The 19995-nt window shown below is 35.1% G+C and carries 21 protein-coding genes; 14 read left to right on the forward strand and 7 right to left on the reverse strand.

Annotated features, from left to right (window positions below; all coding sequences use genetic code 11):
• Positions 1 to 190 precede the first annotated feature (190 nt).
• A complete protein-coding gene (locus E2636_RS03715; protein WP_134209046.1) occupies positions 191 to 1183 on the reverse strand; it encodes a M23 family metallopeptidase in 993 nt (330 codons plus the stop codon).
• A 160-nt stretch (positions 1184 to 1343) separates the two neighbouring features.
• Between E2636_RS03715 and E2636_RS03720 the strand changes: the two genes are divergently transcribed.
• The 5 genes from E2636_RS03720 (at position 1344) to tlp (ending at position 5457) form a co-directional block, all read left to right on the forward strand.
• Positions 1344 to 1832: a YhcN/YlaJ family sporulation lipoprotein gene (locus tag E2636_RS03720; protein ID WP_134209047.1), complete on the forward strand. Its 489-nt coding sequence runs from the start codon at positions 1344 to 1346 to the stop codon at positions 1830 to 1832.
• A gap of 275 nt (positions 1833 to 2107) precedes the next feature.
• The gene (locus E2636_RS03725; protein WP_134209048.1) at positions 2108 to 3439 is read left to right on the forward strand and encodes a D-serine ammonia-lyase; all 1332 of its coding nucleotides are present in this window, start codon (positions 2108 to 2110) and stop codon (positions 3437 to 3439) included.
• 234 nt (positions 3440 to 3673) lie between these two features.
• Positions 3674 to 4405 carry an ATP-binding protein gene (locus tag E2636_RS19275; RefSeq protein ID WP_243840723.1) on the forward strand — a complete coding sequence of 244 codons (732 nt, stop codon included), beginning with the start codon at positions 3674 to 3676 and terminating at the stop codon, positions 4403 to 4405.
• Positions 4402 to 5037 carry a metallophosphoesterase family protein gene (locus E2636_RS19280; protein WP_243840724.1) on the forward strand — a complete coding sequence of 212 codons (636 nt, stop codon included), beginning with the start codon at positions 4402 to 4404 and terminating at the stop codon, positions 5035 to 5037. Before E2636_RS19275 ends, E2636_RS19280 begins: the two co-directional genes overlap by 4 nt.
• Before the next feature lie 183 nt (positions 5038 to 5220).
• Positions 5221 to 5457 (forward strand): small acid-soluble spore protein Tlp, encoded by a 237-nt coding sequence (gene tlp, locus E2636_RS03735; protein WP_134209049.1) that lies wholly within the window; start codon positions 5221 to 5223, stop codon positions 5455 to 5457.
• Positions 5458 to 5604: 147 nt separating this feature from the next.
• On the opposite strand, the gene E2636_RS03740 is transcribed toward tlp, so the two are convergent.
• From E2636_RS03740 to E2636_RS03760, 5 genes are all read right to left on the reverse strand, one after another.
• Entirely contained in the window at positions 5605 to 6315 is a 711-nt protein-coding gene (locus E2636_RS03740; protein ID WP_134209050.1) for an ABC transporter ATP-binding protein, read from the reverse strand.
• Complete coding sequence (locus E2636_RS03745) at positions 6308 to 7081, reverse strand: ABC transporter ATP-binding protein (protein ID WP_134209051.1); 774 nt, start codon at positions 7079 to 7081, stop codon at positions 6308 to 6310. The genes E2636_RS03740 and E2636_RS03745 overlap by 8 nt, the downstream gene beginning before the upstream one ends.
• Entirely contained in the window at positions 7062 to 8033 is a 972-nt protein-coding gene (locus tag E2636_RS03750; protein WP_134209052.1) for a branched-chain amino acid ABC transporter permease, read from the reverse strand. Before E2636_RS03750 ends, E2636_RS03745 begins: the two co-directional genes overlap by 20 nt.
• A 4-nt stretch (positions 8034 to 8037) precedes the next feature.
• Complete coding sequence (locus tag E2636_RS03755; RefSeq protein ID WP_134209053.1) at positions 8038 to 8922, reverse strand: branched-chain amino acid ABC transporter permease; 885 nt, start codon at positions 8920 to 8922, stop codon at positions 8038 to 8040.
• A 176-nt stretch (positions 8923 to 9098) separates the two neighbouring features.
• Positions 9099 to 10256, reverse strand: coding sequence for an ABC transporter substrate-binding protein (locus E2636_RS03760; protein WP_134209054.1), 1158 nt, complete (start codon positions 10254 to 10256; stop codon positions 9099 to 9101).
• A gap of 381 nt (positions 10257 to 10637) precedes the next feature.
• Between E2636_RS03760 and E2636_RS03765 the strand changes: the two genes are divergently transcribed.
• The 5 genes from E2636_RS03765 to E2636_RS03785 all read left to right on the forward strand — a co-directional run bounded on the left by E2636_RS03765 (position 10638) and on the right by E2636_RS03785 (position 15420).
• Positions 10638 to 10832 carry a hypothetical protein gene (locus tag E2636_RS03765; RefSeq protein WP_134209055.1) on the forward strand — a complete coding sequence of 65 codons (195 nt, stop codon included), beginning with the start codon at positions 10638 to 10640 and terminating at the stop codon, positions 10830 to 10832.
• Between the two features lie 104 nt (positions 10833 to 10936).
• A complete protein-coding gene (locus E2636_RS03770; RefSeq protein WP_134209056.1) occupies positions 10937 to 12886 on the forward strand; it encodes a GTP-binding protein in 1950 nt (649 codons plus the stop codon).
• Positions 12887 to 12923: 37 nt separating this feature from the next.
• Positions 12924 to 13535, forward strand: coding sequence for a class I SAM-dependent methyltransferase (locus E2636_RS03775; RefSeq protein ID WP_134209057.1), 612 nt, complete (start codon positions 12924 to 12926; stop codon positions 13533 to 13535).
• Between the two features lie 93 nt (positions 13536 to 13628).
• Positions 13629 to 13913 carry a hypothetical protein gene (locus E2636_RS03780; protein WP_017380685.1) on the forward strand — a complete coding sequence of 95 codons (285 nt, stop codon included), beginning with the start codon at positions 13629 to 13631 and terminating at the stop codon, positions 13911 to 13913.
• A 280-nt stretch (positions 13914 to 14193) separates the two neighbouring features.
• Entirely contained in the window at positions 14194 to 15420 is a 1227-nt protein-coding gene (locus E2636_RS03785) for a dicarboxylate/amino acid:cation symporter (protein ID WP_134209058.1), read from the forward strand.
• Positions 15421 to 15881: 461 nt separating this feature from the next.
• On the opposite strand, the gene E2636_RS03790 is transcribed toward E2636_RS03785, so the two are convergent.
• Entirely contained in the window at positions 15882 to 16283 is a 402-nt protein-coding gene (locus E2636_RS03790) for a hypothetical protein (RefSeq protein WP_134209059.1), read from the reverse strand.
• A 641-nt stretch (positions 16284 to 16924) separates the two neighbouring features.
• Here E2636_RS03790 and E2636_RS03795 point away from each other — a divergent pair.
• The 4 genes from E2636_RS03795 to E2636_RS03810 all read left to right on the forward strand — a co-directional run bounded on the left by E2636_RS03795 (position 16925) and on the right by E2636_RS03810 (position 19982).
• Positions 16925 to 17689 (forward strand): GTP cyclohydrolase II, encoded by a 765-nt coding sequence (locus E2636_RS03795; RefSeq protein ID WP_134209060.1) that lies wholly within the window; start codon positions 16925 to 16927, stop codon positions 17687 to 17689.
• Entirely contained in the window at positions 17682 to 18776 is a 1095-nt protein-coding gene (gene ribD / locus E2636_RS03800; protein WP_134209061.1) for a bifunctional diaminohydroxyphosphoribosylaminopyrimidine deaminase/5-amino-6-(5-phosphoribosylamino)uracil reductase RibD, read from the forward strand. The genes E2636_RS03795 and ribD overlap by 8 nt, the downstream gene beginning before the upstream one ends.
• Positions 18773 to 19363: a 5' nucleotidase, NT5C type gene (locus E2636_RS03805; RefSeq protein WP_134209062.1), complete on the forward strand. Its 591-nt coding sequence runs from the start codon at positions 18773 to 18775 to the stop codon at positions 19361 to 19363. Before ribD ends, E2636_RS03805 begins: the two co-directional genes overlap by 4 nt.
• Positions 19364 to 19541: 178 nt before the next feature.
• Entirely contained in the window at positions 19542 to 19982 is a 441-nt protein-coding gene (locus E2636_RS03810; RefSeq protein ID WP_134209063.1) for a HEAT repeat domain-containing protein, read from the forward strand.
• The last annotated feature ends 13 nt before the right edge of the window (positions 19983 to 19995 follow it).

The raw sequence follows: 19995 nt of genomic DNA on the forward strand, positions 1-19995 counted from the left end.
TCTTATCATTGGAAAGATAGAAATTGTGACGTGACGAAATAACTTTTTTAAAGATAAGAATGAACTTAATATAAAAATCGGTAATCTACAAGGATTTGTGGATTACCGATTTTTTTGAAGGGTGTCAATTATAATAAAATGTCTACACCAATTTAATTTCACTTTTGTTTCAATATATTACACTAACGTTTTAACGCTTCATTTTCTTCGCTTGTTGCTCCCAAATTTTCAAGTGAGGGTATGGATCGAATGCCCATTCTGTCCGTCCATTATATTTGTACATGCCATAATGGAGATGAGGAGGGAATCGGCCAGAAGTTCCTTTTTTGCCGTATCCAGTACTGCCTACATAACCAATAATAGTTCCTAATTCTACAATATCTCCTTCTTTTATTTCCTTGTTAAAATAAGCTAAATGAGCGTAATAGTGGTAGGTATTTTGAATATCCCGAATGCCTACTCGCCAGCCTCCAAATTCATTCCATCCCATTACTTCAATTATTCCGTAAGAAGTCGATTTTATTGGAACGCTATAATCAGCATACAAATCTGTTCCTTCATGTATTCGTCGACCTCCCCAGCCCCTATTGGCTCCCCATGTTCCGTTATAACTATAATTATGATTTAACGGTATCGGGAAAACATGTTCACCTAAATCCAGCGTGTTGAAGTGTTTATATAAATTAGCTATCGTCATGATTTGATTAACGGTTTTTTCGCTCTTATAATAATTCCATAAGGCCATTTTAAAACCTTCTTCAGATTGTCCGTAATTACCTAAGTAAATAGCTAACGTATAAAGCACATCTACATCATGATTCGGATCCGCCATCCCGTCTGCATTACCGTCTAGTCCTTGACCCCCAAAATAAGCTATGGATTCGGGTGATGTATCTTCCTTATTAGGATTGAGCGAACCCGACCAGTAATCTTGAGAAAATTGAATAGAAATAAGGCCATCCTTTTTAGGAATATCATTTCGTACTTGTTGAATATTACGTTCAAACTGATCTACCGCGGCTAAATAGTACCAAGGGACCATTAAGTTCTCGAATTTCAAATAATAAGCCATTCGTTCTTCCATACGTTGCTCATTTGTTGGTGGTTCTTTTGCTGAAACGACCGTGAAAAAAAGAAAGCACAATGTAATTACATAGAGTGTAAAAAGAAAAACCTGCTTCAACTAAAAAACCTCCTTTTTGGTTTATTCTTTAGAATATCCTAATTTAAATAATTCATTACTTTATGTCATTTTTAATCGTTTCAAATGAATTATAAAATGTACCATACATAAAAAGATTTAAAAGGTCCCAATCTAAGGAAATAAATTAAGGAGGAATTAGATGAAAAAATTATGGATGGTAGCAACAATCTTTCTCATAAGTATTACATTAATGGGCTGTGGTACAAGAGAGGCAACAAATGATACTGTCAACGATAATACGGGAAATGATACAACGAACGAGAACGTTGAAACTGAAAGTAATATGGGTGGTGAGGAATCACTATTAGAATTGGCGGATGAAGCTGCGGATAAAGTCGTTGAGTTAGATGAAGTAGATAGTGCGACGGTCATTATTACAAATAATAACGCATATGTAGGAGCCGTCTTAGAAAATGAAACAGAAGACATGGACCAAATTCAGGAAAAGATTAAAGAACAAGTAGAAGCTACGAACGCAAACGTTAATAATGTATATGTTTCAGTAAATCCTGATTTTGTAGAACGAATGACTGACTATGGCAATAAAATTGATGAAGGTAAACCTGTTGCAGGACTATTTGAAGAATTTAATGAAACAGTTCAAAGAATATTTCCTGAAGCCAGTTAAGAGGTCATTGTATTATGGTTTAAATTAGTATAAAACGTATAGAAGTCCAACAGCCAAATGGTTGTTGGGCTTTTTTACCAATTATCTCGTGATTAATAAATTGTGATAATTACCGAATAATCTGTATTATTAACTTAAACCAATAAGTTCATTAATCTAAAGTTTATGTAATCTTGCGTCTCGGTGTCATCATTTATTATAAGTAGAAGTAATAACTTCATTTAAGTGCATCATAAAGAATATAGACTTTAACACAGACAGAAAGGATGTATAACATGGTTGTCTTTGAACAAAAGAAATTAGAACTTTGGATTCAAAAATATCCACTTCTAAGTAAAATCACTAAGTTAGAAACAGTTGTTTGGTTGAATCCTCATCTAAAAAAAATGAGTGAGATATCCTCACTTCCAGTTAATAAACAAGATATGGAAGACGCAGCTCGATTATGGCAACGCTTTGCTCCCTTTTTATCACAAGTATTTCCTGAAACTAAAGTGACAGAGGGCATTATTGAATCACCATTAAGAAAAATACCTAACATGAAAATTGAGTTGAACAGTAAGTATGACGCCAAGCTAAATGGTGAACTTTATTTGAAATGTGACAACGAACTGCCAATAGCCGGATCAATAAAAGCAAGAGGCGGTGTCTACGAGGTACTTCATTATGCAGAAAAATTAGCAATTGAAGAAGGATTAATTAGCAAAGAAGACGATTATACACTGTTCTCTAGTGATAAATTTAAAGAGTTTTTTAGTCAGTTTTCGATAGGTGTTGGTTCAACAGGAAATTTAGGATTAAGCATTGGTATTATTGGTGCAAAACTAGGTTTTCATGTTTCGGTTTACATGTCGGCGGATGCAAAGCAGTGGAAGAAAGAATTACTGCGTGAAAAAGGTGCTACGGTACATGAGTTTAAAGGAGATTTTAGTGAAGCGATTTTGGCAGGCAGACAACAAACTTCAGAGAATCCAAATGGATATTTTGTCGATGATGAAAATTCTAAACACTTGTTTTTAGGCTATAGTGTTGCTGCGATTCGCTTGCAAAACCAGCTTGAAGAGGGAAATATTATAGTAAGCGAAGAACAACCTTTATTTGTTTATTTACCTTGTGGCGTAGGTGGTTCTCCGGGAGGAATTGCATTCGGATTAAAGCAAATTTTTGGGGATAATGTTCATTGTTTCTTTGTAGAGCCAACCCATTCACCCTCTGTGTTAATTGGATTATTAACAGGTGAAAAAGAAAAAGTTAGTGTTCAGGATTTCGGGATAGATAATAAAACCGAAGGAGATGGATTAGCAGTAGGAAGGCCTTCAAGTTTCGCGTCATCCATTAGTGGACATTTGGTAAGTGGAATTTATACATTGGAAGATAATGATTTATTTAAATTGCTGGCTTTACTTGCAGACAGTGAAGGAGTATATATAGAACCGTCTGCAACGTCTGGTCTTATAGGTCCAGGAAAAATAGTAGCATCTAAATATGCACAACAAAATAATTTGAATATGAACCAAGCAACACATATCGTGTGGGCGACGGGTGGAGCACTAGTGCCGAAAGAAGATATGTTAAGCTTTTATGAAAAAGGTAAGAGAATGATTTAATGCTTCGTTCTCTTTCTCAACTAAATGTTAGGGAAAAGGGAGCTTTCTCATTTGAGAAAGCTCCCATTTTTCTAATCTCAGCCATTGAATGATTATTACAAAGCCTATTAGCGAATACTAAGAGCAATAAATAAGGAACATCAATTAATACAATAATTATTGTATTAAATGGATAAAGCCGAATTTCATATCTTTAATTAAAAATTAAATTTCGTGAAGAGTGGAGAGATTTCATTGCAAATTATTTTGCCGCATGCAGGTATAGTCTTGGTGATAGGTCCATCTAATAGTGGGAAGTCGACTCTGTTAAAAAATATGATTAAAAAGAAAAATATACTGTCATCTGAAATTATAAGTTCAGATGTATTTAGAGTTTTAGTAAGTGACATTGAATTTATTAATTTGTGTGACAGACCAAAAGATGAAGAAGATAACCTAAGGGACGAATACAATAGCATTTCTAAAGAAGCTTTCGACGTGATGGATTCTGCGATTGAAGCAAGATGTCGTTTAAATAAATTAACTTTTGTGGATGCAACTCACCTTCACTGTGATGGTCGCAAACGATATATTTCTCTAGCTAGAAAGAACAATATTCTAATTGTATCAATTGTTCTGGAAATACCTGAAGAAGAACTGTTAATAAGAGATAGGCAACGACAGAATCCTCGAGGAGAGAGAAGAATCAAAGAGCAGTACCAAATTTTCAAAAGAGAAAAGAGATTAATAATAAAAGAAGAATACGACTCCATTCATTTAGTTAAGGAAACAAAAAATCTTGAGTTTATCAGACTTACAAACCCTATTATTAAAGATATACAGCAAGGAATAGATATTATCGGAGATATTCATGGTTGCTATGAGGAACTAATTCTTTTGCTCGAAAAATTGGGGTATAAAAAAATGAAACAGGTCTTTATCTTCATCCAGATGGCAGAAAATTTGTTTCCATTGGAGATGTCATGAGCAGAGGACCTCAGTCTCTTAAAACGATGATATTCTTCTACGAACATGTTCAAATGGATCTTGCTTATATGATTGATAGCAATCACGGTTGGAAAATTGCGAGATGGTTGGATGGAAGAACTGTAACATTAAAGCATGGTGATGAAAGAGTGGAAGAAGAATTTAAAGTATTTGAAAAAGAATCTGGAACTGTAAAAGCACAAGAAATAAAATACAAGTTGAAGGAATTCTTTCTTTCTGCACCTTCTCACTATGTATTTATGAAGAACGGTATACAGTCATTAATTTGCACGCATGCCGGTATTAAAGACGATTTTATCGGAAAGCAATCGCAAGCAATTAGTGACTTTTGTCGCTTTGGGGATACAGATGGACTTGATGAAAAAGGAAAGCCTGTGCGAAAGGATTGGTTTATCTCACATAATAAAAGTTCGTTGATTGTTTGGGGGCATGATCCAAAACCACGTCCTTTATTGGTTAATAATACTATCAACATCGATCAGGGTGTTGTCTTTGGAGGGGCACTTACCGTCTATCGTTATCCGGAAGGAGAATTTGTTTCAGTTAAATCCAAGAAAGATTACTCAGAAAGTATTGATAATCCTTTGGAAAGAAAGAGTTCTCAAATTTAGTTTGTAAAATAATTTGGATACGTATTAAGAGCTAATTCGAAGAAAATAAATTATATAAGTTATATTTGAATGTCCTTTGTTAAAAAAGTTACAAGCTATTAGTCATAAAATTTAACGGATAGGTTTTATTGAATCGGGAAGAATACCTCTTGTATGATTTATAAAATTGAAGGAGGAATTATTATGTCTTGGAATACCCCGAAACCAGATGATCGATCTGATAATGCAAAAAAACTTAAGGAAATGAAAAACAACACAGTTGATAATATGGAGGCAGCAGAAGAAACAATGCACTTTGCTGATGGTAAAGAACTTCAAGAAATCAAACAGAAAAATGCGCGCCGTAAAGAAAGCATTGAAGGATTCCAAAAAGAAATAGAAGATGAAGTAGTACATCAAAAAGGATATACTCAAAATTAATAACAGTACTGTGTAATGTGAAATTCATAATTAGTGGTAAAAAGATGGGGAAAATACTCTCTCCATCTTTTTACCCATTTATAAGGTATTAAATAAAAAAAAGAAACCCCGATTCTCATTGGGGTTTCTTAAATTAAATTATCTATATTAACTTGATTTTTTACCCAGGTAAGCTTCAACAATCCTTGTATCTTCTAACAAGTCTGTAGCTTTTCCATTAATTATTATTTTTCCAGTTTCCATAACGTACCCATAGTCAGCTACTTTTAGCGCTTGTTTTGCATTTTGTTCAACAAGAAGAACTGTCGTGCCGTTTTCTTTTATTTCTCGTATCATTTTGAAAATATCAGCCACGATTAGTGGTGCCAATCCCATGGAAGGCTCATCTAGCAATATTAGTTTAGGCTTTGAAAGTAATGCTCGTGCAATAGCGAGCATCTGTTGTTGGCCACCTGATAGGGTACCACCAAGCTGTTCTTTTCGTTCTTTTAAAATTGGAAATCGTGCCATTACTTCTTCAATATCTTTTTTTATATCTTTATCGTTTCGATGGTAGGCACCCATTTCAAGATTTTCCAAAACGGTCATGCTTGATAATATAGCTCGACCTTCAGGGACAAGCGCAATCCCTTTTCTAAGAAGTTGATCGGGTCTTAGACCTGTAATATTTTCACCTAAAAATTCAATAGTTCCACGTTTTGGTTTTAATAAACCAGAAATTGTTTTCATCGTGGTTGTTTTTCCTGCACCATTTGCACCAAGAATAGTTACAACCTTACCTTGCTCTACTTCAAGACTAACGCCTTTTAGTGCTTGAATTTTTCCATAAAAAGTTTCAATTCCAGTTATTTTAAGCACTTTGTTCGTCCTCCTCTGAACCGAGGTATGCTTCAATAACATCTTTGTTGTTCTGGATTTCTTGAGGTGTTCCTTCGGCAAGTTTCTTTCCAAAGTTTAATACAGTAATTCTGTCACAAAGTTTCATTACGAAGGGCATATCATGTTCAATTAATAATACCGTTATCCCTCTTTTTTGTACTTTTTTAATTAGGTCAAACAGGTCTTCAGTTTCCGTTTCATTCATCCCAGCAGCAGGTTCATCTAACAGTAATAATTTTGGATTACTGGCTAAAGCTCTGGCAATTTCAAGTCTTCTTTGTTGTCCGTATGCTAAGTTTTCCGCTACAACTTCTGTATAACTAGACAAACCTACTAATTCTAATAAATCTGTAGCGGTCTCACGTATGAATTCTTCTTCTTTTCGTTGAGACTTTGTACGAATAACACTCCTAATAACACCTGATTTAATCCGGCAGTGACCTCCAACTAAAACATTTTCTAGTACCGTCATTTGAGAGAAAAGACGTATATTTTGGAATGTTCGACAAATACCTTTATCGGTAATTTTATGTGGTTTAGTCCCTGATATTTTTTCTCCAAGGAAACTAATTTCCCCAGAAGTGGGGAGGAACATGTTCGTAATAATATTAAACATCGTCGTTTTCCCGGCTCCGTTAGGACCTATTAAACCAAAAATTTCACCTTCGTTTATTTTGAAAGAAACATCCGTTAAAGCGGAGATTCCGCCAAAGTTTTTAGTGATGTTATTTAGTTCCAGTACCATGGTCGGACCCCCTTTTAAACTTCACTGTTTTTTTAATCCATTTCAATATTGACACATCTATGATTCCTTGAGGACGGAATGCCATCATTAAGATAAGGATTACACCATAAATCATATATCGATATTCACTAATAAATCGCAAAGCCTCAGGTAAAACCGTCATAAATGCCGCTCCAAATATAGCACCCCAAATTACATCACTACCACCGAACACTGCAAAGATTAATATTTCTATTGCGCGATGATAAGCAAAATCTGCGGGACTGATATAGGCCAAAACATGGGCATATAAAGCACCAGCAAAACCGGCTAAAACGGCCCCTTGAGTAAAGGATAAAACTTTGTAGTATGTAATATTAATACCCATGGATTCAGCGGCTTTTTCATCCATTTTAATAGCTGCGTAAGCTCGTCCAACACGAGATTTGTTTTGTCTAATAAAGAACCATACGAGTAAAATATTAATCCCTAACAAGATGAGAAGGACAAGTAAATATATAAATTGATTGTTTCTTAAGCCAATTATTTCGGGATCAAAACCAATGGCTGCAAAACTCTTTAATAGCGCTCTACCCATATGGGGAATACCAGATAAGCCAATTGCACCTTGAGTAACAGATTCCCAGTTAACAAAGATTACACGAACGACTTCACCAAAGCCTAGTGTAGCTATGGCTAAATAGACTCCTTGTAATCTAAGAGCAGGGATTCCAATTAAAACTCCAAAAATACCTGCAACGATTGCACCCGCAAAGATACCAATTATAATTGGTAAATCAAAGTGAATTGTTAATAGGGCAGAAGTATAAGCTCCTATTCCCATAAATCCAGCACTTCCTAAGGATAATTGACCTGAGGAAAGAGTAATATAAATGCTAATTGCTAGAATGATATTGATCATAATAAAGGAAGCGACTTGTAAATAATATGGATTTAATAGTTCTCCTAACATAAAATCACCTTCCTGCCTCAGCTGTCTTTTTACCGAAAATCCCTTGAGGTCTTAGTAACAGGATGAAGATGATTGTAATAAAGGCTACTGCGTCACGATATCCTGAATCTCCGTAAGCTACAATCCCAGTCTCAGCTACACCAAGAAGTAATCCTCCTGCCATCGCTCCTTTAACATTACCCATACCACCTAAAATGATAATGGCTAATCCCTTAAGTCCCATCGATAATCCCATTTGAGGATTAACTGAGTTAAACGCCATTCCTACTAAGATCCCTGCTATTCCACCTAATACAGAGGCAATAATAACAGTAGTCGTTATTGTTCGCTTTGTGTTAACACCTAAAAGGCTTGCCGTTTCTAAATTTTCCGCGGTAGCACGTAGAGCTTTACCTGCTTTTGTTTTTGAAAGCCAATACGACAGGACTATCATTAACGCAACAGAGATAACAAATATTATTATTTGCACAAGGTAAATAGTAATTGAACCGATTTGGAATTGAATCTCAGAAAATGCATTACGGAATGGTTGGTTACCAGCTCCGAATATATGATGTGAGAGATTCTCAAGTACAATAGATACGCCTATCGTACTGATTAAGGGAGCGAGATGTGATACGCCTTGCTTTCCTCGAAGTGGACGCAATGCAATTCGTTCAAGCATGTATCCTAAAAGGGCAGTGACAGCTATTGCTGCGATAAATGCTACCCAAAGTGGCATTCCAAATACACTTGTCATTAAGACACCGATAAACGCACCTATCATAAAGATTTCACCATGTGCCATATTAATAATACCAAGTACTCCAAAAACAAGAGTGAAACCAAGGGCAACGATGGCATAGATACTCCCTAGTGTTATTCCATTTATTAGTTGCTCTATAAACAAGACATCACTTCCTTTGACTTTTAAGTTATTTCAATTAACGGGGTATAAGACTCCCACCTCAAAAAGAAGAGGGAAAAGTGATTTTTTCTAATGAAGTGGCAAAAGTAAAATACTTTTGCCACTTAGCATAGCTTTGAACTTAACTACTAATATAATTTCTTGAAAATCGACAAAATTTACTCAAATAATTGGAACTTACCGTCTTCAATTATGAGAACGGTTGGTTCCATAACAACATCTCCATCTTTATCAAAGGAGAATTTACCAAGCAGTCCATCTAAGTCTTTTATTTCTGCAAGAGCATCACGAAGAGCATCTCTATCTGCTTCTCCAGCATTTTTTAAGCCTTCTGCCATGATATACAATGCATCATAAGCTTGTGCAGCAAATTGGTCTGGTTTTTTACCATATTCAGCCTCATACTTTTTAACGAATTCTTGAACTTTTGGTTCGTCTTTATCGCCAAACCATGGAGTTGCAACAATTAAGCCATTTGAAGCGGCACCAGCAATATCAATAACTTGCGGTGAGTTAAAACCATTTCCACCAATAAAAGGTACTTCTATTCCCATTTTTCTTGCTTGGTCCATGATAACCGCACCTTCATTATAAAGTGCCGAAGCTAAAATTAAATCTGGGTTAAGCCCTTTAATTTTTGTCAGTAGTGCATTATAGTCAGATTGACCTTTTTGGAAAGTTTCAATTGTTAAAACTTCAAGGCCCATTGCTTCTGCTTCTGCTTTCATTGTGTCAAATCCAGACTTCGTAAAAAGATCGTCATTGCCATAAAGGATGGCAACTTTTTTCGCATCATACTTTTTAACAGCTTTTTCCAAAGCTGCTGGTATTGCTAAAGATTCAGGTATTGAATTTCTGAATACATACTCGCCAAGTTGAGGAATTCCTGCAGCTGTTGTAGAAGTTCCCATTATCGGAATGCCGTTTAAGTCAGCTTCAGGAGCTACAACATTCATTTCAGTACTTAAAGTTGGCCCTAATATCGCGATAATATCATCATCACTCATTAGTTTTTGAGAAACTGTTAAAGCTTGTTCTTGCTTACCGGCCGAATCTTCAATAACTAGTTCAATTTTCACATCGCCTTTTTCATTAATTTCTTCCAAAGCTAAGTTAAAACCATTCGTAATTGCTTCACCATATGCAGCACCAGGACCAGTTAAATATGAAATAACCCCAATTTTTGCTGATATAGGACCATCAGCTTTTTCCCCTGTGTCCTCATTAGTTGTCTTTGTATCATTGCCACATGCTGCTAATGTAATTAGCATAAAGATAGAAATTAATAGATACGCCTTTTTACTAATTTTTCTCATTTCTCTGCCCCCAAAGTTAATAAAATGTATATATCTATCTGGTAGATGATATATATATAGTTCTATTAAATGGTATTTACTCATTAAAGTAAATAGATTTTACGGAATTATTCGATTATTTATTATTTTAAACAAACAAATTTGGTTAATAGAGGTATTGAAATACTATAAATATTTATCACAAATTTTGGTTATAAACCCTTCAAATGGGGTTTTTTACTAGTAATTAATGTTTCTAAGATTTAGGAGAAATACTATTCATAAATTGTGAAGATCTAGGTAAATAAGTGATCCAGTGTTATTTAAATTAGATAGTAAATTCATGAGTAAAAATGCTGTATTGAGAGAAAATAACAGGAAATGAAATGGAGGTGGACTTTTATGAATAACAATCAAAATATTCAAGGTACATTTACAAAATCAGGAACCAATATTGCTGATGTCAAAAGTAAAAATGAACACTCGGGTATGACCTATAATCAAATAAAGAATGTTCTTGCTAAAACAACAGGTAACCAAGATGAAGGGGACTATAGTCAAACTGATATTGCGAATGTTAAACAAAATAATCAATAATTCTTTATTGAAATCTATAGGATAAAAGCAGATTCCCGTTGCGGGTATCTGCTTTTATCCTTTGTAAATGCTAAGATAGAATTGGAGTAAGGTGAGGTGGCAGTATGAATAAAACGATTGGTATATTTGCGCATGTTGATGCAGGTAAAACAACCTTTGCTGAACAATTACTTTTCCATACAAAAAGTATTAAGCAAAGAGGTCGAGTGGATCACAAAGATGCTTTTCTTGATAGTCATGATATTGAAAGGCAAAGAGGTATTACAATATTTGCAGATCAAGCAATTTTTTCTTATAAGGATTCAACATATTATTTAATAGATAATCCAGGTCATGTGGATTTTTCACCTGAAATGGAGCGCTCAATTCAGGTGATGGACTATGCCATAGTGATTGTTAGTGCTGTTGAAGGCGTAGAAGGACATACTTCGACGATTTGGCAGTTACTTAGAAAACACAATATTCCTACGTTTTTCTTTATCAATAAGATAGATCGAATAGCTGCAGATGTTGAAAGCGTTCTGCAAGAAATTCATTCAGATTTGACAGCTAATGTTTACGATATAACTGACTCTTTTCAACAAGATAATATGACGGAAGCACTCATTGAGTTCGTAGCCGAGCGAGATGAAAAGCTGTTGAACTATTATATAGAAGAAGGATATCAAAAGGATTTATGGATAAAGACATTAAAAGAAATGATTAAAGAAAATAAAATTTTTCCATGTTCGTATGGTTCAGCCTTACAAGACATAGGTGTAATCGAATTCTTAGATAAATTACATCAATTAACCTCTACACATTATTCAAATGAAGAAGCATTTTCCGGAAGAGTTTATAAAGTTCGTCATGACGACAAAGGGACAAGAATTACTTTTATTAAAGCCTTGAACGGTACTCTAAGTGTGCGAGATGAATTAACTTATGGGAATGATGAGCATAGAACTATAGAAAAAATTACTCAAATTAGAGTTTATAATGGAAGTAAATTTAAAATGGTTGATCATGTAAATGCCGGGGAATTATTTGCTGTTATCGGATTATCAAATGCATTTACGGGTGATGGTTTAGGAACTTTACACGAAAAAGCTGTGTATGAAATGATACCCACATTAAAGTCCAGAGTGGTTATAGACCCATTGGTGCATATAAAAGATGCTTTACGAAGCTTTAAGATGTTAGATGTGGAGGATCCATCATTAAATGTTAGGTGGGAAGAGCCATTACAGGAAATTCATATTCATGTTATGGGGACTATTCAATTAGAAATATTGAAACAGCTAGTAATGGAGCGGTTTCATTTTGAAGTATCATTTGAGGAGCCTAAAATTCTATATAAAGAGACGATAGAGTCGACGACAAATGGGTATGGTCATTTTGAGCCATTGAAACATTATGCAGAGGTTCATCTGAAAATAGAACCTTCTGAGAGAAATAGTGGAATCACATTTAATAATACATGTCATGCAAATGATTTATCTGTTGGTAATCAAAACTTAGTACGACAACATCTATTTGAAAAAGCACATAACGGAGTATTGACAGGTTCACCCATAACGGACGTGAAAATTACTCTATTAACAGGGCGAGCAGATAATATGCATACTTCTGGTGGTGATTTTCGAGAAGCTACATACCGAGCATTGAGACAAGGTTTGGAAAAAACGTCAAACCAATTACTTGAGCCGTTTTACAATTTCAAAGTGAAAGTAGAGCTCCATCAAATGGGGAAAGTATTATCAGATATTCAAATCGCATATGGCAGTTTTGATTCACCAATAACAGAAGGAAATAAAGCGATATTGACTGGCAAAGTCCCTGTGTCAACCTTCATGTATTACGCTGCGGAGCTTGCTTCTTATACACAAGGAAAAGGCATGCTCAATCTGGTATTTGGTGGTTATGATCGATGCCATAACGAAGAACAAGTAATAGAGAGAATCGCTTACAATAAAAATGCTGATTCTGAGTATAGCTCATCGTCGGTTTTTTGTTCAAAAGGAAAAGGATATACCGTTTCCTGGGAGCAGGCAGAAGCCAAAATGCATTGTTAATATTGAGACAAAGATTAAGAAAATAGAGGTATTGTTTATGAGTGAAAAAGAAAATGATCGATTGCTTCGTATAAAGACCGTTGGTACCCTGGAGGTGTTAAATCAATCAGTTCATTATAATCGCTATGAAGCAACACCCTACATGGCATTGGATGAATTTTTTAAAAACTATGAACTAAAAAAGACAGATAGAGTCGTGGACTTTGGATGTGGCAAAGGACGTCTTCCATTTTACGTCCATCACCATGCTCAAGTATCGGTTGTCGGGGTCGAAATGAGTGGCAAGCTCTACCAGGATGCACTTGAAAATCTCGATAACTATGATCCGAAAGGAAAAAAAAGGATAGATTCTTTGTACTTTGAAAGATGCCTTGCTCAAGAGTATGAAATTGATTCAAGGGATAATGTGTTTTATTTCTTCAATCCTTTTTCAGTTCAAATATTTATGAATGTTGTCGGGAATATTCTTAAATCAGTCGATCAACATAAGAGACCTATCGACTTGATTTTGTACTACCCAACGACAGAGTATGTCCAGTTTCTAGAAACAAGAACAACTTTCGAATTACTGAAAGATATTACTATACCAGGCTTGTACGAACAAAATGAAAACGAACGATTTCTGGTCTTTCAGCTTCCAGAAATCTAATAATGCATTGGTTTCACGTTTAAATATGAAGTCTTTTTATGAAAGTGATAAGATAAATTCAAACTAATTTAAGATGAAAAGAGGACAGAGCCAATGGATATAATAAGTGAACTTGATGGCGCGAAAGTGATTAAACAAACAAAAAATGATACGAATAAAAACTTAAGTAGTATGTTTTTTGAAGAAAAAGATGGTTCAATAATTGAAATATCAATAACCGCCTTAGCCATTGCAAAGTATGAAGAGGATGATGAGTACTATATATTTATGTGTGATCGAGAATGGGTAATTCAAGATGACCATAAGCTAGCATCAGTTGAGGAAGCGTTACTGTGGGTGGAAAAGAATTTTGATATAACTGAAGAAGAGTGGCTTTAGGAGTGTTATTTTCTATTAAAGTACGTAAAGTATAAATTAATCTTAAAAAGTTGGTTCATACATTGAACCAACTTTTTTATTTAATTAGGAATTTCAACATGTGTACTAGTCAAATATGCTCTCTTTACAGCGTTATTAAAATCGAATAAAGTAGAATACAGTCGAATAATACTTAAATTTGAATACAATCATCATAAGACATAGACAGCAACTTATGAATTCTAGATCTTAGATCTTGAGTTTTCATTCTTTAGTTTGACATAAGAAAGAGGGTATTATCATGAACTTATCAATTAAAATTGTTATTGCATTGATTTTAGGCGCAATAACAGGAGTGGTGCTAAATTTATTTGCACCAGATTTATTCCCTCCTTTAGATACATATATTTTTACTCCTATAGGAAAATTATTTATTAATCTAATCACTATGCTCGTTGTGCCAATTGTTTTCATCTCTATCGCTTTAGGAACTGCAGGACTAGGCGACCCTAAAAAGTTAGGACGTATTGGATTAAAAACTATTGGATTCTTTTTAGTAACTACAACAATTGCAATAGTTATCGGATTAGGTTTAGCGTTTGTTCTTGAACCAGGTAATGCAGGTACATTCAATACCGATGAATTAGAATACAGTGGAGAAAAGGCACCACCAATCTCAGAAACTTTGTTAAACATTGTTCCAAAGAATCCAGCACAAGCATTTGCTGAAGCAAACATGTTACAAATAATTGTGTTTGCCATTTTTATTGGTTTAGCTTTAACTATGTTAGGTTCGAAAGTAGCAAGAGTGAAAGAAGTTCTTGAACAAGGAAACGAAATTATGATGTATTTAGTAAACCTTGTCATGAAATTTGCTCCGTATGGTACGTTTGCACTTCTTGCTTCTGCGATTGGGATGCAAGGTGTGGATGCAATTAAAGCAATGAGTCTTTATATGGGCGTAGTTTTACTTGCATTGGTTATTCATGCAGGAGTTACATATGGTTCAGCAATTTGGATTTTAGCAAAAAGAAATCCACTTCAATTCTTTAAAGGTTTTGCACCAGCTATGGGTGTTGCATTTAGTACATCTAGTAGTAATGCAACGTTACCAGTATCTATGAGTGTTGCACAAAAAAATCTTAAGGTTCCAAAATCGATTTCTAGCTTTGTACAACCTCTTGGCGCAACAATTAATATGGATGGTACAGCCATTATGCAAGGTGTGGCAACCGTTTTTATCGCTCAAGTGTACGACGTTGAGTTAACGCTTACAGCTTTGGTGATAATTGTATTGACAGCTGTTTTAGCAAGTATTGGAACAGCAGGTGTACCAGGTGTAGGCCTAATAATGCTTGCTATGGTTTTGAGCTCAGTTAACTTACCTGTTGAAGGAATTGCCTTAATTATTGGGATTGATCGCTTGCTTGATATGGCTAGAACTGCGGTTAATATTACAGGTGATGCAGCTTGTGCCGTCATAGTAGCAGAATCTGAAGAACGTGCTGCTAATAAAGTAAAGGCATAAACTTTATATGTTTGATTAAAAGGAGTTGGTTCCTGAAATGGAGCAACTCCTTTTTATTATTAGTAGAGGTTGATTTCCGTTGCAACGACCTTACATGATTCGAAGCTAGCGCAGCGATGCAGAAACAGAAAACAGCCAGACGTTTTTTCGGCCATGACTCAGCCTCCTAAGGCCAATAGGACGTTTATCATGAAGGTGTTGCAACACGATGTGGCATTCTTAATCTTCGTTCCAATTTGCTCCTGCGGGTCTTCACGCTCACGCTATTCCCGTTGGAAAGATATTGCGAGTAACCGCAGGAGCACATGTTTTTCTTGCCGTCTTTCAAAGACAATTATAAACTGGTTGCAATGTTCAAATTATAGGTGTAGAAAAAAGACTCTTTTTTTCTACACCTATTTTTATAGAAGGGAATTATTAGAAAGCCCTTTGTTTTATGTTTTAATAATAAGTGTTTATTGCTATCTTTTTTCAATCGCAATACGCAAGTTCGCGATGACTCCAAGAAGCAATATTAACGAAAAAACCATTTTTTCAAAAGGTGTTCCTAACAATTGTTGTATAAACCCAAAAGACCAAAGTACAACAAAAAACCAACATATAACGGTTATTCCTCTTTTGTATTTGTATAACATATTTCCGCCAACCATTAGCGTAAATACTCCTCCAATAATAGAAATAATGGTATTGAAAATAGATATTGGTAGCTGAGTAGCGAAGGATTCAGACCGTCCACCATTAACCCATGACAATGGAATAATGCCGCTAATAATAAGGACATGGATTAAGATTGTCAAAGAATAAAAACTAATCGCCATAAATACAGCCGTTTTCATATTAATTTTTCTGAGTTTTTTTAACATACAATCACCTCATTTCTTCCCGCAATCATTATATATAATCTGATAGTATTCTATTACTTTATCTTGTGCCGTATTGCCAACTTTCCCCTTTTTAACCTCACACTCTCCCATATTTGTTCTCATTTTATTCATAGTTGGATTTCGGATAGGTATAGGTATCAAATATCATCAACATTATTATTCTTTAACAGAGCCTTCTTAGTAAGATGATCTTATAAGAAGGGTGGGCGAAGTGTCGAAATCACAAGCCCACCCTCCATATTCTATATATATAAAGGTACAGCAGGTAAAGCGTCAGAAGGGGACTGAAAACCTTTATGTGTCGGGGTGTAACATTCAGGCCTTATTAATCGTAAGAATGCTTACAAAGCGAAGTGTCTTGCTCTGTATTGATTGAATGTGTTAAAGAACCGATTCAATCTTAATGAAACCTAATGAGTTTGATAAACTGAAATTAAGTAAAAGATAAAGTGTATAACGAAACGATAATTAAAAGATAAAGAGAGTTTGAGGACGTTGTAGTTAACTTACTTGACAACTATAAGTTACAAAAATATAATTACTTACATAAAGTAACCTTAAGGAAAAGAAACTTTGTTAGTTTTAGTTTTTTATTGAGATTTCAAAAAGGAGATATTAACATGAGTAAAGTACAAACTGTTTCAAAACAAGCTCTTGCAGTGTTAGAGGATAAAATTCAATTAATACATTCAAGTCAAGGTTCTATATATTTAGTTGGGCCAATAAATCTACCCCTTAATTTGTTTGGGGAAACCGTCGTATTTCAATGGTACTGTTGGTTGCAAACGAAAGAAGAAAAAGAAGATATTCATCAAATCATCGATAAACTATCTTCTGCAAACCTAGCAGAATTTCAGCAATCAAGTGTTCTCGTTTATGGTGATTTTGAACATGAAGAAGACGCCCTAATGAGAATGCATTCAATCTGTCATACCGGGGATATTTTCGGAAGTAAGAGATGTGACTGTGGCTATCAACTCAAAGAGTCAATGCAAATGATCGTGGACCATGGAGCAGGTGCTCTAATTTATTTAGCTAACCATGAAGGCAGAGGAATAGGTTTATTTAGTAAAGCAATGGCTTATATTCTTCAAGAGAATGGGTATGACACAGTCGAAGCGAACGAAAGTCTTGGTTTTGTTGATGACTCTCGTAACTATGATGATGCCATTCAAGTTTTAAAAACATTACGTTCGAAACCAGTAACGCTGTTGACGAACAATCCTAAAAAACTAGCCGCATTAATTGACGCTGGCCTCCCAATTTCAGGACGTACACCTTTGTGGGGAGATGTTTCGGAATTTAACGAGGCATACTTGCAAACAAAAATTAAACGCTCTGGGCATCTAGAGGTAGAAGATGAAGGGACTTGTCCAAATGACTAACCACGAATTTTATATGGATTTAGCTATAAAAAATGCGCAAGCGATGAAAGGGCAAACAGACCCGAACCCTCTTGTAGGATCTGTTATTGTCACTGAAAATCGAATTGTTGGAGTAGGTGCGCATTTGAAAACTGGAGAACCACATGCAGAAATTCATGCAATTCGTATGGCAGGAGAGAACGCACGAGGTGGAACGATTTATGTCACACTTGAACCTTGCTCTCATCATGGGCGAACAGGTCCATGTGCAGTAGCCATTGTGGAAGCTGGAATAACAAAAGTAATCATTGCGACTCTTGACCCAAACCCCGTAGTATCAGGTAACGGCGTAAAAATCCTTGAAGAAGCAGGGATTGAAGTGATTGTGGGTGTTCTTGAAGAATCATCTAAAAAAATGAATGAAGTGTTTAATAAGTTCATTGTGAAAAAGACACCTTTCGTTACATTAAAAGCAGGAATTACATTAGACGGTAAAATCGCAACACATTCGTCTAATAGTAAGTGGATTACATCTGAAGAAGCTAGACATGATGTCCATCAGCTACGAAATGAGCATATGGCAATTTTAGTTGGAGTGAACACTGTAATTGCTGACAATCCAGAGTTAACAACTAGAATTGCAAACGGCCGTAACCCAGTTCGTATTATTTTAGATTCTACGCTAAAAATACCACTAGATCGTAAGGTCATTACAGACAAATTGGCTGACACATGGATTTTTACTAGCGAGAACTTCGACATAGAAAAAAAATCGTTGTTAGAAAGCATGAGTATTTCTGTATTTCCAACTTCTGGTTCGAAGCAGGTAAACCCAAAAGAAGTCATGCGAATTTTGGGTGAAAAAGGAATTTCATCTTTATTAATTGAAGGTGGAGGCACGATTAATGCAGCCTTTTTAGAAAATAAACTAATCGATAAAGCGATTATTTATATTGCACCAAAACTAATCGGAGGACAACAAGCACCTACATTTTTAGAAGGATCAGGAATCGATAAAATGGCAGACGCGGTTGACTTACTGGACGCAGATATCATCAAAATAGGCAAAGATTTTAAGTTTGTCGGCTATCCAAGTTACACAATATGATTAAGCAATTGAGGGATACTAGTATGAAATTTGGTTTTGATATCGACGATACACTGATCAGTCTAAGAGAACATGCCTTCCATATTTATAATAAAAACTTGAACAAAAACATCCCTATTGATGTTTTTCATGAAATAAAAAAAGTTGAAATTCATGAAGCATTTGGTCTTACGGCAGAGCAGGGTTTTAACATGTGGAACAGCTCCCTAGAAGAGATTTACTACACATCCTGCCCTCCTTATCCAGATGCGGTAGAAACATTGGTAGAACTAAGTAAGCAAGGGCATGAAATTTACTATATAACAGCTAGGCCTAGCGAGCATGGAGAACGTACGAAACAATGGTTGATAGAACAAGGTTTTCCTGTACAAGCAGAGAAATTTTTCTGTGGCATGAAAGATCAGGACAAGGTGAAAATCATTCAAGAGTTAAAGTTAGATTATTACTTTGATGACAAGCCAGATGTTTTGAACACACTTTCGAATGATTCGTTGAAAGTGTATGTTATGAATCAATCGTATAATCAACATTTGACGATTCCAAGAATTACTAATTGGTCAGAGCTGAAAGAAATTATAAACAAATAAAATTTGATTGAATACCGCATTTATAGCTCATCAATTGGTTTGAATAATCTCATTTTACGAAACCGAGTATGTCATTGGTCAGATAATGGTACAATACTTGTTAAAGGATTATTCTGTTCCATGCATGAATGTTTTCTTGTCCACAAATGGATTTTTATATAAAAGGAGATTGAATCAATTGACTAATAAAGTACAAAATGACTTACCAGAAAATTACAATGAACTAAAAAAAGCTGCGAACCGAACGTCTAGTTGGAGAACGCGTTTTGATGCAGTAGAAGAGCTAGGTCAGTATAACCATAGTAAAGTCATCGATGTCCTAACGACAAGAATGACTAAAGACCCGGTGTTTAAAGTGCAAGAGGCTGCTTATCGTCAGCTTAAAGGCTTAGGAGAAGATGTTCAACAACCTAAGCAAACAAAATTCGACATCATAAAAGGGACCTCTAAAATCTTGCTTCGTATTAAAAAGAGTTTGCCAGCAGATCATTCTTTTAAAGAGTTCGAAGAGAAATTCAAAAAAATGAGACTCGACGTATATGATGCTTACGAAGGTGAAAAAGGAGCAGGCTTTGATAAGTGGTTAGAAAATGAATGGGCTTCTTTGTTGAAAAAATAAGAAAATAAACACA

This window comes from Paenisporosarcina antarctica, assembly GCF_004367585.1.
Taxonomy (GTDB): domain Bacteria; phylum Bacillota; class Bacilli; order Bacillales_A; family Planococcaceae; genus Paenisporosarcina; species Paenisporosarcina antarctica.

Excerpts from the sequence above, each read along its gene's own strand:
- E2636_RS03720 (WP_134209047.1), top strand. The coding sequence starts at position 1,344 with ATGAAAAAATTATGGATGGTAGCAACAATCTTTCTCATAAGTATTACA.
- E2636_RS03725 (WP_134209048.1), top strand. The coding sequence starts at position 2,108 with ATGGTTGTCTTTGAACAAAAGAAATTAGAACTTTGGATTCAAAAATAT.
- E2636_RS19280 (WP_243840724.1), top strand. The coding sequence starts at position 4,402 with ATGAGCAGAGGACCTCAGTCTCTTAAAACGATGATATTCTTCTACGAA.
- tlp (WP_134209049.1), top strand. The coding sequence starts at position 5,221 with ATGTCTTGGAATACCCCGAAACCAGATGATCGATCTGATAATGCAAAA.
- E2636_RS03745 (WP_134209051.1), bottom strand. The coding sequence starts at position 7,081 with ATGGTACTGGAACTAAATAACATCACTAAAAACTTTGGCGGAATCTCC.
- E2636_RS03750 (WP_134209052.1), bottom strand. The coding sequence starts at position 8,033 with ATGTTAGGAGAACTATTAAATCCATATTATTTACAAGTCGCTTCCTTT.
- E2636_RS03760 (WP_134209054.1), bottom strand. The coding sequence starts at position 10,256 with ATGAGAAAAATTAGTAAAAAGGCGTATCTATTAATTTCTATCTTTATG.
- E2636_RS03765 (WP_134209055.1), top strand. The coding sequence starts at position 10,638 with ATGAATAACAATCAAAATATTCAAGGTACATTTACAAAATCAGGAACC.
- E2636_RS03770 (WP_134209056.1), top strand. The coding sequence starts at position 10,937 with ATGAATAAAACGATTGGTATATTTGCGCATGTTGATGCAGGTAAAACA.
- E2636_RS03775 (WP_134209057.1), top strand. The coding sequence starts at position 12,924 with ATGAGTGAAAAAGAAAATGATCGATTGCTTCGTATAAAGACCGTTGGT.
- E2636_RS03780 (WP_017380685.1), top strand. The coding sequence starts at position 13,629 with ATGGATATAATAAGTGAACTTGATGGCGCGAAAGTGATTAAACAAACA.
- E2636_RS03785 (WP_134209058.1), top strand. The coding sequence starts at position 14,194 with ATGAACTTATCAATTAAAATTGTTATTGCATTGATTTTAGGCGCAATA.
- E2636_RS03790 (WP_134209059.1), bottom strand. The coding sequence starts at position 16,283 with ATGTTAAAAAAACTCAGAAAAATTAATATGAAAACGGCTGTATTTATG.
- E2636_RS03795 (WP_134209060.1), top strand. The coding sequence starts at position 16,925 with ATGAGTAAAGTACAAACTGTTTCAAAACAAGCTCTTGCAGTGTTAGAG.
- ribD (WP_134209061.1), top strand. The coding sequence starts at position 17,682 with ATGACTAACCACGAATTTTATATGGATTTAGCTATAAAAAATGCGCAA.
- E2636_RS03805 (WP_134209062.1), top strand. The coding sequence starts at position 18,773 with ATGATTAAGCAATTGAGGGATACTAGTATGAAATTTGGTTTTGATATC.